14 protein-coding genes and 1 pseudogene are annotated in these 15,120 nt (G+C 68.8%); 13 read left to right on the forward strand and 2 right to left on the reverse strand.

Translation table 11 applies throughout. The annotated features are described in order from the left end of the window. The first annotated feature begins 27 nt into the window (after positions 1 to 27). From AC0L6Y_RS01800 to AC0L6Y_RS01815, 4 genes are read left to right on the forward strand one after another with little or no spacing between them, the layout of a single operon-like run. Positions 28 to 699 carry an SDR family NAD(P)-dependent oxidoreductase gene (locus AC0L6Y_RS01800; protein WP_473554172.1) on the forward strand — a complete coding sequence of 224 codons (672 nt, stop codon included), beginning with the start codon at positions 28 to 30 and terminating at the stop codon, positions 697 to 699. Further along, positions 696 to 1,307, forward strand: a complete 612-nt coding sequence (locus tag AC0L6Y_RS01805) for a bifunctional 4-hydroxy-2-oxoglutarate aldolase/2-dehydro-3-deoxy-phosphogluconate aldolase (RefSeq protein WP_473554176.1) — start codon at positions 696 to 698, stop codon at positions 1,305 to 1,307. Before AC0L6Y_RS01800 ends, AC0L6Y_RS01805 begins: the two co-directional genes overlap by 4 nt. Continuing rightward, positions 1,304 to 2,254, forward strand: a complete 951-nt coding sequence (locus tag AC0L6Y_RS01810; protein ID WP_473554180.1) for a sugar kinase — start codon at positions 1,304 to 1,306, stop codon at positions 2,252 to 2,254. Before AC0L6Y_RS01805 ends, AC0L6Y_RS01810 begins: the two co-directional genes overlap by 4 nt. 14 nt (positions 2,255 to 2,268) lie before the next feature. Further along, positions 2,269 to 3,228, forward strand: a complete 960-nt coding sequence (locus tag AC0L6Y_RS01815; RefSeq protein ID WP_473554184.1) for an acetylxylan esterase — start codon at positions 2,269 to 2,271, stop codon at positions 3,226 to 3,228. Between the two features lie 24 nt (positions 3,229 to 3,252). On the opposite strand, the gene AC0L6Y_RS01820 is transcribed toward AC0L6Y_RS01815, so the two are convergent. After that, positions 3,253 to 3,924, reverse strand: coding sequence for an IclR family transcriptional regulator (locus AC0L6Y_RS01820; RefSeq protein WP_473554188.1), 672 nt, complete (start codon positions 3,922 to 3,924; stop codon positions 3,253 to 3,255). Positions 3,925 to 4,158: 234 nt separating this feature from the next. Between AC0L6Y_RS01820 and AC0L6Y_RS01825 the strand changes: the two genes are divergently transcribed. From AC0L6Y_RS01825 to AC0L6Y_RS01860, 8 genes and pseudogenes are all read left to right on the forward strand, one after another. Next, positions 4,159 to 5,097 (forward strand): carbohydrate ABC transporter permease, encoded by a 939-nt coding sequence (locus tag AC0L6Y_RS01825; RefSeq protein WP_473554196.1) that lies wholly within the window; start codon positions 4,159 to 4,161, stop codon positions 5,095 to 5,097. An 88-nt stretch (positions 5,098 to 5,185) separates the two neighbouring features. After that, the gene (locus tag AC0L6Y_RS01830; RefSeq protein ID WP_473554199.1) at positions 5,186 to 5,992 is read left to right on the forward strand and encodes a carbohydrate ABC transporter permease; all 807 of its coding nucleotides are present in this window, start codon (positions 5,186 to 5,188) and stop codon (positions 5,990 to 5,992) included. Between the two features lie 61 nt (positions 5,993 to 6,053). After that, positions 6,054 to 7,346, forward strand: a complete 1,293-nt coding sequence (locus AC0L6Y_RS01835) for an extracellular solute-binding protein (protein WP_473554203.1) — start codon at positions 6,054 to 6,056, stop codon at positions 7,344 to 7,346. Positions 7,347 to 7,353: 7 nt separating this feature from the next. Next, entirely contained in the window at positions 7,354 to 8,202 is an 849-nt protein-coding gene (locus AC0L6Y_RS01840) for a hypothetical protein (protein WP_473554209.1), read from the forward strand. Positions 8,203 to 8,207: 5 nt separating this feature from the next. Next, positions 8,208 to 9,803 (forward strand): methionine--tRNA ligase, encoded by a 1,596-nt coding sequence (gene metG, locus AC0L6Y_RS01845; RefSeq protein ID WP_473554213.1) that lies wholly within the window; start codon positions 8,208 to 8,210, stop codon positions 9,801 to 9,803. Then, a complete protein-coding gene (locus tag AC0L6Y_RS01850; protein ID WP_473554218.1) occupies positions 9,800 to 10,759 on the forward strand; it encodes a TatD family hydrolase in 960 nt (319 codons plus the stop codon). Before metG ends, AC0L6Y_RS01850 begins: the two co-directional genes overlap by 4 nt. Further along, positions 10,756 to 11,599 (forward strand): annotated as a pseudogene (gene rsmA / locus AC0L6Y_RS01855) (16S rRNA (adenine(1518)-N(6)/adenine(1519)-N(6))-dimethyltransferase RsmA). Before AC0L6Y_RS01850 ends, rsmA begins: the two are co-directional and overlap by 4 nt. Before the next feature lie 33 nt (positions 11,600 to 11,632). Beyond that, positions 11,633 to 12,568, forward strand: a complete 936-nt coding sequence (locus tag AC0L6Y_RS01860; protein ID WP_473554220.1) for a 4-(cytidine 5'-diphospho)-2-C-methyl-D-erythritol kinase — start codon at positions 11,633 to 11,635, stop codon at positions 12,566 to 12,568. Positions 12,569 to 12,734: 166 nt separating this feature from the next. Here the strand turns inward: AC0L6Y_RS01860 and AC0L6Y_RS01865 are convergent, their stop codons facing one another. Next, entirely contained in the window at positions 12,735 to 13,265 is a 531-nt protein-coding gene (locus tag AC0L6Y_RS01865) for a molybdenum cofactor biosysynthesis protein (RefSeq protein WP_473554225.1), read from the reverse strand. A gap of 23 nt (positions 13,266 to 13,288) precedes the next feature. Here AC0L6Y_RS01865 and AC0L6Y_RS01870 point away from each other — a divergent pair, with 23 nt between their 5' ends. Next, positions 13,289 to 15,112 (forward strand): ABC-F family ATP-binding cassette domain-containing protein, encoded by a 1,824-nt coding sequence (locus AC0L6Y_RS01870; RefSeq protein ID WP_473554229.1) that lies wholly within the window; start codon positions 13,289 to 13,291, stop codon positions 15,110 to 15,112. Positions 15,113 to 15,120: the final 8 nt, after the last annotated feature.

Genomic DNA, 15,120 nt, shown 5'->3' on the forward strand with positions numbered 1-15,120 from the left:
TTCGACTTCACAGGTCTTCGCGCACTCGTGACGGGCGCGACGAGCGGCATCGGGCGTGCTGTCTCGGACGGCCTCGCCGCGGCGGGTGCCGATGTTGTCCGACACGGGCTCGAATCCGATGATCCGGAGCTCGCGGTCGATCTTGCGGCGGCGGGCGCGGCTGAGAAACTGGCGAGCACCGCGCTCGCCGGGGGGCCGATTGACATCCTGGTGCTGTCGGCATCGCTCCAGGTTCGGGCGCCCTGGCTCGCCGCTGCCCCCGTCAATGTCGAGCGGCAGCTGCGAGTCAACCTGATGGCGAGCCTCGAACTCCTGCAAGAGATCGTGCCGGACATGCAGGCGCGGGGTTTCGGTCGCGTGCTCGTGCTCGGCAGCGTTCAGCAGCGGCGGCCGCACCCCGACATGGTCGCCTATGCGGCGTCGAAGGCGGCGCTCGCCAATGTGGTGCAGAACGTCGCGCGTCAACTCGCACCGTTCGGGACGACGGTCAACATGCTGTCGCCTGGTGTCATCGAGACGCCGCGCAACTCTGAGGCGCTGGCAAATTCCGCGTATCGAGACCAGGTGCTGTCTGCGATCCCCGCCGGGCGGATCGGGTCGACGGATGACTGCATCGCGGCCGCCCTCCTTCTGTGTTCGCGCGGCAGCGGCTACATCACAGGTCAAGACCTCGTTGTCGATGGGGGCATGACGCTGTGATCGACGTCGAGAGCCGCCTCCGACGGCTCAGGGTGCTGCCGGTGCTCACCGTCGAGGATCCGGGCCGGGCAGTCGAAGTTGCCCGTGCGCTCGCCGCCGGCGGGATCCCCGGTGCCGAGGTCACGCTGCGAACCCGCGCGGGGATCGAGGCGATCGCCCGCCTCGCGGAGATCGAGGGCTTCCTTGTCGCGGCGGGGACGGTGATGCATCCCGAGGATGTCGAGCGCGTCCAGGACGCTGGCGCAGCTTTTGCTGTGTCGCCGGGATTCGACGCGGCGGTCTTCGACCGCTCGACGCGGTGCGAGCTGCCGATGCTTCCGGGGGTTGCCACCGCGACGGAGGTTCAGGCCGCCGTGCGCGCGGGGGCGAGTGCCGTCAAAGTCTTCCCGGCAGGGCAGCTCGGCGGACCGCCATTCGTGCAGGCCCTGACCGGTCCGTTCCCCGACGTCACGTTTCTTCCCAGCGGGGGCATCCGGTTGGCGTCCGCGCGCGAGTATCTGGCTGTTCCGAGCGTGCTCGCCGCCAGCGGAAGCTGGATGGTGCCGACCGGGGCTGGGCCCGAGGAGATCGAGCGCCTGGCCCGCGAAACCGTTGAGGCGCTGCGATGACGGGTCTCGTGCTGACTCTCGGAGAGAGCCTGGGGCTGGCCCGTGCGGTCGAACCGGGGCGCCTCGAGCTGGTCTCGACGATGACACTCGGGTTCGGCGGTGCCGAGTCCAACGTCGCCATCGCGCTCGCGAGGCTTGGCACCCCGGTGCGCTGGGTCGGTCGCGTCGGCGCTGACGGCGTCGGTCGGCGGATCTCTCGCGAGCTTCGCGCCGAAGGGGTCGATGCTGTGGCGATCGAGCAGCACGATGCGCCGACGGCGCTCATGCTCAAGAACGTGGTCGCGGGCACGACGGTCGTGACCTACTACCGCGCGGGAAGCGCGGGAAGCATGCTCAACCCCGGTGATGTCGAGGCCTTGGATCTCTCCGGTGTCACCCTCGTACATCTGACCGGGATCACTCTCGCCATCTCGGAAAGCGCGCGTGCCGCGGCCCGGCGCCTCCTCGATCGTGCGCGAGAGGCGGGGTGTCTTGTCTCCTTCGACGTGAATCACCGCTCGAAGCTGTGGGCGGCCGACGCCGCCGCCGCGCAGTATCGGGAGCTGGTCGCGCACGCCGACATCGTCTTCGCCGGCGCCGACGAGGCTGAGCTCGTGCTCGGCGACCGAGGTGCGCCTGCTGATCTCGCTCGCGGCCTGCGGGCGCTCGGCCCGCGAGAAGTGGTGGTCAAGCTCGGGGATGCGGGCTGCCACGCGCTGTCGGACGAGTCATCCGTCGACCAAGCCGCGTACGCCGTCGACGTGGTGGATACCGTGGGCGCGGGCGACGCCTTCGTCGCGGGCTATCTCGCCGAGTTCCTTGCGGGGTCGCCGCTCGAGAAGCGCGTTCGCACCGCAGTTCTCGCAGGCGCTCTGGCCTGCACGAGTCCGGGAGATTGGGAGGGGGCCGGGTCGCGCGACGAGCTCGAGGAGTTCGCGACGCGCGGAACAGATCCGGTGAAACGCTGATGCCGCAATGGGATATGCCGCTTGATCAACTCGAGCGCTATCGCTCCGACTACCAGGAGCCGACCGATTTCGATGACTTCTGGTCGCGAACGCTCGCCGAGTCGCGCGAACATGCGATCGGGCCCGAGGTCATCGAGCTCGACACCCCGCTTCGGCAGCTCGAGGTGTCCGACGTCACGTTCGCCGGATTCGGCGGACATCCGATTCGCGGATGGCTGATCCGGCCGCGCGCCGCGGGACCTCTGCCAGTCATCGTGAGCTTCCAGGGTTATGGCGGCGGTCGAGGGATCCCGGTCGAGTGGACGCTGTTCGCCAGCGCGGGGTATGCGCATTTCGTCGTCGACTCGAGGGGCCAGGGCTCCGTGCATCGCACCGGGGCGACGACCGATCCGGTCGGCTCGGCGCCGCACGCGCCCGGGTTTGTGACGCGGGGGATTCGGAACCCCGAGGACTCCTACTATCGTCGATTGTTCACCGATGCGGCACGCGCGATCGAGGCAGCCGCTCTGTTGCCAGGAGTCGATGCGAGCCGAGTCATCTCGGCAGGGATCAGCCAAGGCGGCGGCATGGCGCTGGCCGCGGCGGCGCTCAGCGCCGACCAGCCGTGCTCACCGATTGCGGTGCTTGTCGATGTGCCATTCCTGCAGGACATCGGCCGATCGATGCGCATCGTTGGGAACGGCGCCGCGTCGGAGATCGCCGGGTACCTGCACGCTCACCGAGACGCCCTCGATGATGTTCAGCGCACGATCGGGTACCTCGACGGCCTCGCGTTCGCGGGACGGATCGTCGTCCCGGCCCTGTACTCGGTCGGACTGATGGATGAGGTCTGTCCGCCGTCGACGGTGTACGCGTCTTTCAATCGCTATGCCGGGCCGAAGCGGCTGATCAGCTACCCGTTCAATGGTCACGAGGGCGGAGGGCCGTTTCAGCTCACGGAGCAGCTGAACTTCCTCGCCGACCTCCTCGAGTGAGGCGAGGCGACCCGGACAACGCGCTCAGATCCTGAGCGCGGCACTCAGCGCGCGAGCCGTGCGAAGCACCTGGCTTCCCAGCTCCTCGATCCGAGGTTCAACGCGGTAGTTCGGCCCGGAGAGCGTCAGTGCCGCGATCGGCTCCCCATCGCTGTCGACAATCGCCGCCGCGAGGCGGGTGACGTCGTCGTGTCGATCGACGGCGGCCCATCCGCGTTCCACCGCTTCGGCGACGTCGGCCCGAAGCTGCTCGACATCGATCTCCTCACCGCGCGCATGGGCATCGGCCTCGAGTTCGGCGATCAGGTGGTCGCGGGTCTCGACGTCGAGCTCCGCAAGCAGGGCGCGACCCATTGCCGTCCGGTGCATCGCGAGACGTGAGCCTACGGCGCTTCGCACCCGGATCGATCGGTCCGGCTGCTCTTGCGCGATGAACACGACGAAGTTCTCTTCGCGAATCGCAAGATGCACCGTCTCCTCGCTCAAGTCGCGCAGCTCGGCGAGGAAGGGTCGGGCAACGTTGCTGAGCTCCTCTTGATGGGATCGGTACTCCCGGGCAAGCCACAGGCACCGGCTGCCGAGAACGAAGCGGCGGTCGGTGGCTCGTTGTTGGACATAGCCCATCTGGCGCAGCGTCGCGAGGAGTCGAGAGACCGTCCCTTTGTCGAGATCCGCGTGGGTCGCGATCTCGGTCACGCCGATCCCGTCGGGGTTGCTGGCGACGATCTCGAGCACCGTCACGCCACGCACGAGGGTGCGAGACGGCGAAGCGGGTGCCGGCGTCTTCGCGGGCATGGGGACTCCTTGCGCTGGGGATTCTTGGACGATATTCGATGTCGACTTGACATTGGGCCAACAGGGCCGCATTCTGGTATCTCATTCTACACAACCGTGTTGCAAAAGATGCAACACCTCAATGACGAGGCGCAGATGATCAGAACCACCGAACGCGCGGCCCGCCGGGGCTCCGGTTCGCACCCCGTGCGCCGGGGACGCCTTGAACGTATCGACAGTCTGTACGGCTACGCGTTCATCGCTCCGGCGGTGCTCGGATTCATCGTGTTCGTCGCCGTCCCCATCGTGGGCGTCTTCGCGTTCAGTTTTCAGGACTACAACAGCCTGTCGGGGCGAACTAGCTTCGCGGGTTTCGACAACTACGCCGAACTCGTCGCCTCGGGCACCTTTGCCCGGGTGCTTCAGAACACCGCGCTGTTCTCCGCGTTCGTCATTCCCGCGAACATCCTGATCGGCCTCGCGCTCGCCGTGCTCGTCAACCAGCGCATTCCCGGAATCGCGATCTTCCGCACGGCGTACTTCGTGCCCGTCGTGGTCTCGCTGGTCGCTTGGTCGTTGGTGTGGGAGGTGCTGCTGCAGGACTCCGGCGGACTCAACGGCTGGCTCGCGATGGTGGGCATCGACGGCCCGAACTGGCTGGCGAGCACCGAGTGGGCCATGACGACGATCATCGGCATCCAGGTGCTGAAGTCGGTCGGCGTGAGCATGATCCTCTTCCTTGCGGCTCTGCAGGAGGTGCCGGTCGAACTGATCGAAGCGAGCCGCATTGATGGCGCACGCCGGTGGCAGTCGTTCCGCCACGTCACGGCGCCGCTGATCGCGCCGACGACGGTCATGGTCGGAATCCTCGCCACGATCGGCTCTCTGAAGGCCTTCGCCCAGGTGTACCTGCTAACCGAAGGCGGGCCGCAGCTGTCGACCTCAATCCTCGGCTACTACATCTACGAGCAGGCGTTCCGCGCGTTCCAGGTCGGCTACGCCAGCACAGCGGCCGTGTTCTTGTTCGCGATTGTCCTCGCCCTCACCCTGCTGCAGTGGTGGACCAGAAAGCGCTGGGTCTTCAATGAGTCTTGATCTCGACTACAACATCGGCGTTGACGCCGCGGCGCCGCCGCGCGAGCGACGCCGCGGCTCCTCACGAACCGGATTCGCGCGCGTCGGCATGTTCGTGCTGATGGGCCTGATTGCGATTCCGTTCGTCTTCCCCGTCTATTGGATGTTCTCGACGGCGCTGAAGACCTACGGCGGGGTCTTCGAAAGCCCGCCGGTGATCTTCCCCGCCGACCCTCAGTGGCACAACTTCCTGGCGCCGTTCGCGCAAGGGCCATTCCTCCAGCAGTTCGTCAATTCGCTCTACATCGCGACCTTGACGACGGCGGGCGTGATCGCCGTTGCGTCTCTGGCGGGCTACGCCTTCGCCCGCATTCAGTTCCGCGGTCGCAATGCGTTGTTCGTCATGCTGCTCAGCGCGCTTCTCGTCCCGCCGGAGGTCACGATCATCCCGCTGTTCCGGCTGATCTCGGCATTCGGGTGGGTGGATTCCCACCTCTCGCTCATCATTCCGTCGATGTTCGGAGTGCCCGCGGTGCTTGGGATCTTCTTGATGCGCCAGTTCTTCATCAGCATGCCGGTCGAACTCGAGCAGGCCGGGCGTGTCGATGGACTGGGACGATTCGGCATCTTCTGGCGAATCGCCATGCCGCTGGCGAAGGCACCCGTCGCGGCGCTCGCGATCTTGACCTTCTTGAACAGCTGGAACGACTTTCTTGAGCCGCTCGTCTTCTTGCGAAGCCGCGAGATGCTCACGATCCCGATTGCCCTGCAATCGTTCACAGACCCGATCACGGGTGTCCCCATCTGGAACGTCCAGATGGCGGCCACGACCTTGAGCGTGCTCCCGGTGCTCGCGGTGTTCGTCATCGCGCAGCGTCAGTTCGTCCAGGGCATCGCCGGGACCGGCATCAAATAGCGCACCACCGCGTGAGTGACATGCTCACGCATTTCCCCCCAATGATGAGGAGAACCACACCATGACACAGCGAAACTGGCGGCTGGCGGCAATCGCCGCCACCTCAGCTGGAGCTCTCGCTCTCGCGGGATGCGCCGGAAGCGGCGCCCCGACGTACGACGAGCCCGTCGACCTGACCATGACGGTCTGGACCGGCGACGAGACGATTCTCGCGACCTTCCAGACCCTCGCCGACGAATTCCGCGAGGAGAACCCCGAACTCGGCGAGCTCACGATCGAGACGATTCCGTTCGCGGAGTACAACTCCCAGCTCGCGATTCGTCTCAGCGGCGGCGACGCACCCGACCTCGGCTGGATCGTCGAGTCGGCGACCCCGGCGTGGGTCGACTCGGGAGCGCTCCACGACATCAGCGTGCTCAAGGATGACGCTGACTGGGACTTCGACGACATCATCCCGAACCTCTACGCGGAGCTGGAAGGCGACAACGGCGAGATCTTCGGCTACCCGTTCGCCGGCACGACCCACCCGGTCATGTACAACGTCGACGTCTTCGAAGAAGCGGGCGTGACGACTCCGGCGGAGCTCCTGGAGCGGGGCGAGTGGACCTGGCAGTCGCTGCGGCAGATCTCGAAAGAGCTCGTCGACTCCGGTGTCGTGACCTACGGGTTCGACATCCCCCAGTGGAACTTCACCAGCTACGCGCTGTTCACGCCGTTCTTGAAGGGCTTCGGCGGTGTCGCCTACCCCGGTGGCGACACATGCGGGTTCACCGACCCCGGAACGGTTGAAGCCTTCGAGTTCGTGCACGACATGATCTTCGAGGACGGCAGCTATCCGACCCCCGGAAACACGTCGAGCTTCCCGACCGGCGACACCGCGATGTTCCTCGGTGCACCGAGCGCGCTCGCCCAGATCGCGGACTCGACGTTCGCGTTCGACATGGTGCCGCAGCCCGAGGGCGACGTGCCCTTCAGCCCGTTCATCGGACAGGCGTCGATGGTTGTGTGGGAGGCGGGCGAGACGACCGAGCTCGCGACTCGCCTGTTCGCGCACTTCACGAGCAAGCACGGCTCGGAAGAGCTTCCGTACGTCGCGCCGCGGTTCTCGCTCGCGACCCCGGAGTTCATTCCGGCTCGCTACGCCGAAGAGTACCCGGGACTCTCGGAGGCATCGGCCCAGCGCTCGCTGATCGACACGCTCTCCGTTGCCCAGCAGATCCCCTACCCGGTCGAGTTCCCGCAGCTCGAGACGGCCACGAAGCCGGCGCTTGATGGCGTCTGGGTCGCGGACGCGGACGTCGCGGCGCAGCTGGCCGCGGTGTGCGAGATCGCCGACCCGATTCTCGCGGGCTGATCTCGGCATGAGCAACGGCGGTGGGGACGAACGACTTGGTTCGTCCCCGCCGTCGTTCGCGGATGTCCCGCCGCCGCTCGTCGAGTGGGACTTCCGGGCCCGCTTCCGCGCCGTCGACGACAGCGGGCACGGCCTGCGGCTTCGTCCGCTGTCCGGAGCCGGGCCGCGATGGCGGGCGGACAGTGAAGTCGGCGGCGCGATGCACTTCGACGGGGTCACGGATGCTCTGGCAATCCCCGCCGGCGAAACCGGAGCGCTTGACGTGTCCAGACGCGGCGACCGCGTGACCGTCGTCGCCTTGGTGCGTCGCAGCTCGCTCGCGACCGGATTCATCGCCGGCATGTGGCAAGAAGACGATTGCGATCCCCGACGGCAGTACGGTCTCTTCGTGAGCCTGCCCACCTACGGCGGCGCGCAACAAGTGTGCGGGCACGTGTCAGCGACGGGCGGCGCCAACCCGGGAATCCCGTTCAGTCGTGACTACGCCGCGAGCGAGCGGCACGTCGCCCTGGGGCGATGGAGCGTCGTTGCGTTCAGCTACGACGGCGACCAGATCGTCGCCTATCTCGATGGCGAGGCCGACCCGCGCCCCCTGTACCGTGAGCCGGAGCCACCGCTCGGCGCCGGGCTGTCGTACGCGAAGAACCCCTACCAATTCGCTGATGGCCTGAACCGGCGCGTGACCTCCGACTTCACGATCGGTGCTGTCCGGCTTTCGGCGGGCATGGGGAACCATTTCGCCGGCGACCTCGCTCGGGTTGCGGTCTGGGCGGCCGCTCTCGACGCTCCGCAGCATCTCGCGCTGGCGCGCGCCTGGCGCGACCGCAGTAACGCACCGGCGCGCTCAGTAGACTGACCCTCATGCCTGCAGGCGCCTCCTTCTACATCGCGACGCCCATCTTCTATGTCAACGACGTGCCCCACATCGGCCACGCGTACACGGAGGTGGCCGCCGATGTTCTTGCGCGCTGGCACCGGCAGGCCGGTGACGACGCCTGGCTGCTGACCGGCACCGATGAGCACGGCCAGAAGATCCTGCGCACCGCGGTCGCCAACGACACCACCCCGAAGGCCTGGGCCGACAAGCTCGTGGCGGAGGCGTGGCAGCCGCTGCTGCAGACGATCAACATCGCCAACGACGACTTCATCCGCACCACCGACGAGCGGCACGAGAAGGCCGTCGCGGTGTTCCTGCAGCAGCTCTACGACGACGGGCACATCTACGAGGGCTTCTACGAGGGCTTCTACTGCGTCGGCTGCGAGGAGTACAAGCAGCTCGACGATCTGATGGAGACCGAGTCGGGCGAGTTCGCCGGGCAGAAGCTGTGCAAGATCCACTCGCGCCCGGTGGAGATCCTGAAGGAGAAGAACTACTTCTTCCGGATGAGCGCCTTCGCCGACGATCTGATGAACCTGTACCAGTCGCAGCCGGACTTCATCCAGCCGGAGAGCGTGCGCAACGAGATCATGCAGTTCGTGCGCCAGGGGCTGTCGGATCTGTCGATCTCGCGCTCGAGCTTCGACTGGGGCATCAAGGTGCCGTGGGACGAGACGCACGTCGTCTACGTGTGGTTCGACGCGCTGCTGAACTACATCTCGGCGATCGGCTACGGCGTCGACGACGAGCAGTTCCGTCGCCGCTGGCCCGCCGTGCAGCTGGTCGGCAAGGACATCGCGCGGTTCCACGCGGTCATCTGGCCCGCGATGCTGCTGGCGGCCGGGCTCCCTGTGCCGACGCGCGTGTTCGGGCACGGCTGGCTGCTGGTCGGCGGCGAGAAGATGTCGAAGTCGAAGCTGACCGGCATCGCGCCGAGCCAGATCACCGACACCTTCGGCTCGGATGCGTTCCGCTACTACTTCATGAGCGCCATCACCTTCGGCCAGGACGGCTCGTTCTCGTGGGAGGACCTGTCGGCCCGCTACCACTCCGAGCTCGCCAACGGCTTCGGCAACCTCGCGTCGCGCGTGATCGCGATGCTCAACAAGTACTTCGACGGCGTCGTGCCGGAGGCGGGACCGTCGCAGGACGCCGACCTCGCGATCCAGCGCACGGTGGCGGCCGCCGCCCTGAACGCGGATGCCGCGATCGAGCGCCTCGCCATCAACGAGGCCATCGACGCCATCTGGACGATCGTCGACGAGCTGAACGGCTACATCACCGAGCAGGAGCCGTGGGTGCTTGCGAAGGACCCGGCGACGCGCGAGCGACTCGGCACGGTGCTCTACACCGCGGTCGAAGGTCTGCGCGCGCTCGCCGTGCTGCTGCACCCGGTGATCCCCGAGTCGACCGCGAAGCTGTGGGCGGCGCTCGGCGCGGAGCCGGCGCTCGGCGTGCTCGAGGATCAGCAGATCCGCGAGGCGGGAAGCTGGGGCCAGCTGCCGGCGGGAACGACGGTGTCGGCGCTGCAGGCGCTGTTCCCCCGCATCGAGGAGACCGCGGAGGTGGGCTCGGCGTGAGCGACTCCTTCCTCCGGGCGCGAGAGCACGCCGTCGCCGCGCGCGGCCGCGACTACCCGCCGCTGCCGGAGGCGCTCGTGGTTCCGGTCTACGACAACCACACGCACATGGAGATCGCCGACGGCGACGAGCCGCTCGACTACCGCGAGCAGCTCGACCGCGCCTCCAGCGTCGGTGTGCGCGGGGTCGTGCAGGTCGGCACCGACCTGGAGACTTCGCGCTGGAGCGCCGAGGTCGCCGCGCGCGAGCCGCGGGTGCTCGCCGCCGTCGCCATCCATCCGAACGAAGCGCCCGAGCTTGCCGAGCGCGGCGAGCTCGACGACCACCTCGCCGGCATCGCCGAACTGGCGGCGAAGCCGCGGGTGCGCGCGATCGGCGAGACGGGGCTGGACTACTTCCGCACCGAGAGCGACGAGGGCAAGGCCGCCCAGGTGCGCGCCTTCGAGGCGCACATCGCGATCGCCAAGGAGCGCGGGCTCGCGCTGCAGATCCACGACCGCGACGCGCACCTCGACATCGTGCGCGTGCTCGACCGGGTCGGGGCCCCCGACCGCGTCGTGTTCCACTGCTTCAGCGGCGACGCCGAGTTCGCCGAGCTGGTGGCGCGCCGCGGCTGGTACCTCTCCTTCGCCGGCACGGTCACGTTCAAGAACGCGCAGGGCCTGCGCGACGCGCTCGCCGCCGTGCCGCGGGCCAACCTGCTGGTGGAGACCGACGCGCCGTACCTGACGCCGACGCCGTTCCGCGGTCGGCCGAATTCGGCCTACCTGATGCCGCACACCGTGCGGGCGATGGCCGCCCACCTGGGCACGGATGCCTCGATGCTCGCCGCGCAGCTCAGCTCCAACACGGAGCTCGTCTACGGGAACTGGGACGACGAGCCGGTCGACGCGCCGCCCGGACCGTTCGCGCCGCCGACGACGCCGATCGACCTTCCCCCGCTGGGCCCCCGGTGAGCCTGCTCGGTCCCGCCGAGATCCGCGACCTCGCGACCCTGCTGGACGTTCAACCCACCAAGAAGCTCGGCCAGAACTTCGTCGTCGACGCCAACACGGTGCGGCGCATCGTCCGCCTGGCGAAGGTCGAGTCCGGCGACGAGGTGCTTGAGGTCGGTCCGGGGCTCGGCTCGCTGACCCTCGGCATCCTGGAGGCCGGAGCCCGGCTGACGGCGGTGGAGATCGATCCGCGGCTCGCCGCGCAGCTGCCGACCACGGTCGAGACGCTGCGAGCCGGGGGCGCCGCTTCAGGTCATCACGGCGGATGCGCTGCGCGTGACCGAACTGCCCGCGCCGCCGCGTCGCCTCGTCGCCAACCTCCCGTACAACGTGTCGGTTCCGGTGCTGCTGCACCTGCTCGAGACCTTCCCGAGTCTCGAGTCCGCGCTCGTCATGGTGCAGGCGGAGGTCGGCCAGCGTCTCGCCGCCGCGCCGGGGTCGAAGGTCTACGGCTCGCCGTCGGCGAAAGCAGCCTGGTACGGACGCTGGTTCACGCAAGGGCAGGTCAGTCGCCAGATCTTCTGGCCGGTGCCCAACGTCGACTCCATCCTCGTCGGCTTCGAGCGGGGCGAGCGCCCTGGAACCGAGGAGGAGCGTCGCGCGACGTTCCAGATCATCGACGCGGCGTTCGGCCAGCGCCGGAAGATGATGCGCCAGGCGCTCGCCGAGCTGTTCGGCGGCTCGGCGGCCGCGAGCGCGCGCCTCGAGGCGGCCGGCGTCGAGCCGACCGTGCGCGGCGAGCAGCTGACCGTGTCGGACTTCCTCGCGATCGCGCGCGCGGAGGCGTCTCCACACGCGTGAAGGCGTGACGCGCAGCCCGACTAGGGTTGGGGCATGGTGTCTCGGGGGCAGCTGAGTCGGGTGCACGTTCGCGCACCCGGCAAGATCAACGTCTTCTTGAAGGTCGGCGCGCTGCAGGACGACGGCTATCACGATGTCGCGATCGCCTATCAGGCGGTGTCGCTCTCCGAGGACGTCGCGGTCACCCCCGCCGATGACTTCTCCGTCTCGGTCTCCGGCAGCGTGGAGCTCGGACGGGTGCCGCTCGACGGCTCGAACATCGCGATCGCGGCGGCGCGCCTGCTCGCCGCCAAGACCGGTTTTCGCGGGGGCGCGCACATCGCGATCGAGAAGCACGTGCCCGTCACCGGCGGCATGGGCGGCGGGTCCGCCGACGCGGCCGCGACGCTGGTCGCCTGCGATGCCCTCTGGGGCACCGAGCTGCCGCGCGACGAGATGCACGAACTCGCGCGACGCCTCGGGGCCGACGTGCCGTTCGCGCTGACCGGCGGCACGGCGATCGGCACGGGTCGCGGCGATGAGCTCTCGCCGGCGCTGGCCTCCGGCAGCTTCCAGTGGGTGCTGGCCCTCGCCGATTTCGGACTCTCGACGCCCGCCGTGTACCGCGAGCTCGACGCGCACCGTGAACGCCACGCGCGCGACATCTCGCCCGCCGACGCGAGCCCGAGCGTCGACACCGACGTGCTGCAGGCGCTGCGCGCGGGCGATCCGCACATGCTCGCGGCGGCGATGCACAACGACCTGCAGGCTCCCGCGCTGCACCTGGAGCCGGGCCTCGGCGACGTGCTGGAGCTGGGGGAGCGCAACGGCGCCCTCGCCGGCATCGTCTCCGGCTCCGGCCCGACCGTCGCGTTCCTGGCCGCCGATCTCGACGCCGCGCTCGAACTGCAGGTGGCGCTCTCGGCCGCTCAGCTCAACGTCGTGCGGGCCACCGGCCCGGTGCACGGCGCGCGCATCATCGCCGACTGAGCTCCGCCCCGCGCCCCCTGCCCGCGGCGCCCGCGCGCAGTGTGACGTTTCTCCGGAGGTTTCGCGCCGAGGGGCCGTCGAGCTCAACAAGCGCGGGCGTGCGGGCGAGCAGAGTGCGGGATTCTCCGGAGAAACGTCACACTGCGGGTGCGGGTGTGGGTGCGGCTCAGTCGGCGTTGACCGTCAGGGTCGCGCGGCCGAGGGTGAGGGTGCCGTCGCTGAGCGGTTCGGCGCGGATGCCGCCGCGGCGCAGCAGCGCCCGGTGGGCCCCCGGCGCGATCGCCTCGTTCATCCAGGCGCACGGATTCGCGGGTCGGTGCGCGCGGAAGCGGACCGGCCCGGCGCCGGAGTCGAGGGCGAAGGTCATGCCGACCAGGGCATCCACGTCGACACCGCGCAGCAGGACGTTGCGCCGCGTCTCGGTGAGCCCCGGCACCGGGACGCCGAGCTCGGCGGCGACGTGCTCGAGCGCCTCGACGCTCTGCAGCGTCACGCCCGCCTGACGGTGCGCCGGATGCCCGAAGTGCCGGTCTCCGACCACGCCCAGCCCGGCGCGCAGCTCGATCGCATCGCGCAGCTCCGAGCCGTCGACCGGTCGCGGCCCGTCGGCGGGCCGCCCCTCGTAGCGGTGCACGGGGGAAGCGAGCAGCTGCACGAGTTCGACCTCGCGGGTCGTGCCGCCGAACTTCGCACCCATGCCGACACCTTAGGCTCGAAGGCATGGCACATCTGCTCGGCGCGGAGGAGCTCGCGCTCGAGTATCCGACCAAAGTCGTCTTCGAGAGCATCACCGTCGGCATCGAGGAGGGCGACCGGATCGGCGTCGTCGGTCGCAACGGCGACGGCAAGTCGACGCTGCTGCGCATCCTCGCCGGTCGTCAGGAGGCCGACTCGGGGAGGGTGACCCGCCGCGGCGGCGTCACCCTCGGCATGCTCGACCAGTCCGACCAGCTGCCCGACGACGAGCTCGTCTCGCGCGCGGTCGTCGGCGACCGCGCCGAGCACGAGTGGGCGGGGGATGCCCGCGCCCGCGACGTGATCGCGGGGCTCCTGCGCGACCTGCCGTGGGAGGCGCGCATCGGCGACCTCAGCGGCGGTCAGCGCCGGCGGGTGGCGCTCGCGGCGCTGCTCACCCGCGACTGGGACATCATCTTCCTCGACGAGCCCACCAACCACCTCGACGTGGAAGGGGTCGCCTGGCTTGCCCAGCACCTGAAGACCCGATGGTCGCCGAAGCAGGGCGGACTCGTGGTCGTCACCCACGATCGCTGGTTCCTCGACGAGGTCTCGCTCGACACCTGGGAGGTGCACGACCGCATCCTGGAGCCCTTCGAGGGCGGCTACGCGGCCTACATCCTGCAGCGCGTCGAGCGCGACCGGATGGCGGCGGCGAGCGAGGCGAAGCGGCAGAACCTGCTGCGCAAGGAGCTCGCCTGGCTGCGTCGCGGCGCCCCCGCCCGCACGAGCAAGCCGAAGTTCCGGATCGACGCCGCCAACCAGCTGATCGAGAACGAGCCGCCGGTGCGCGACAGCGTCAGCCTCTCGCAGCTCGCGGTCACCCGGCTCGGCAAGGACGTCGTCGATCTGCTCGATGTGGGCGTTCGCTACGGCGAGACCGAGGTGCTGAAAGACATTGAGTGGCGGATTGCGCCGGGGGAGCGCACCGGCATCCTCGGCGTCAATGGCGCCGGCAAGTCGACCCTGCTGGGTCTGGTCGCGGGTACGGTCACCCCGACGAGCGGGCGGGTCAAGCGCGGCAAGACGGTCAAGATCGCCGTGCTCGATCAGCGGCTCGACGAGCTCGCCTCGATCGCCGAGGAGCGGGTCAGCGCGGTGATCGGGCGGCAGAAGGCCGAGTTCGTCAGCAACGGCGTCGCCCTCACCCCGGGACAGCTGCTGGAGCGCCTCGGCTTCACGAGCGCGCAGCTCTCCACCCCGGTGAAGGATCTCAGCGGTGGCCAGAAGCGCCGCCTGCAGCTGCTGCTGATCCTGCTGGATGAGCCGAACGTGCTGATCCTCGATGAGCCCACCAACGACCTCGACACCGACATGCTCGCCGCGATGGAGGACCTGCTGGATTCCTGGCCCGGCACCCTGCTGGTGGTCAGCCACGACCGGTACCTGCTGGAGCGCGTCACCGACCAGCAGTACGCGGTGCTCGGCGGGCATCTGCGGCATCTGCCGGGCGGCGTTGACGAGTACCTTGCCCTCCGAGCCGCCTCCCTGCGCTTTTCAGGAGATTCGGTGACGCGAGTGGGTGGTGCGGCGTCCGGCGGCACTTCAGCCACATCCGTCACACAAACTCCTGAAAAAGGACTCTCAGGGGCGGATCGGCGGGCAGCCGAGAAGGAGGTGTCGGCGATCGACCGGCGGCTCGCGAAGCTCGCCGAGGCGATCAAGGATGCCCACATCGCCTTCGCCGCCCACGACCAGTCGGACTACGTCGGCCTCGCCGCCGAGCAGGAGAAGCTCGCCGCGTTGGAGCGCGAGTCGGCCGAGCTCGAGGAGCGCTGGCTCGAGCTGTCGGAGATGCTCGAAGGCTGAGCGCTCGA

The organism is Pseudolysinimonas sp. 10J20-29 (assembly GCF_055809595.1).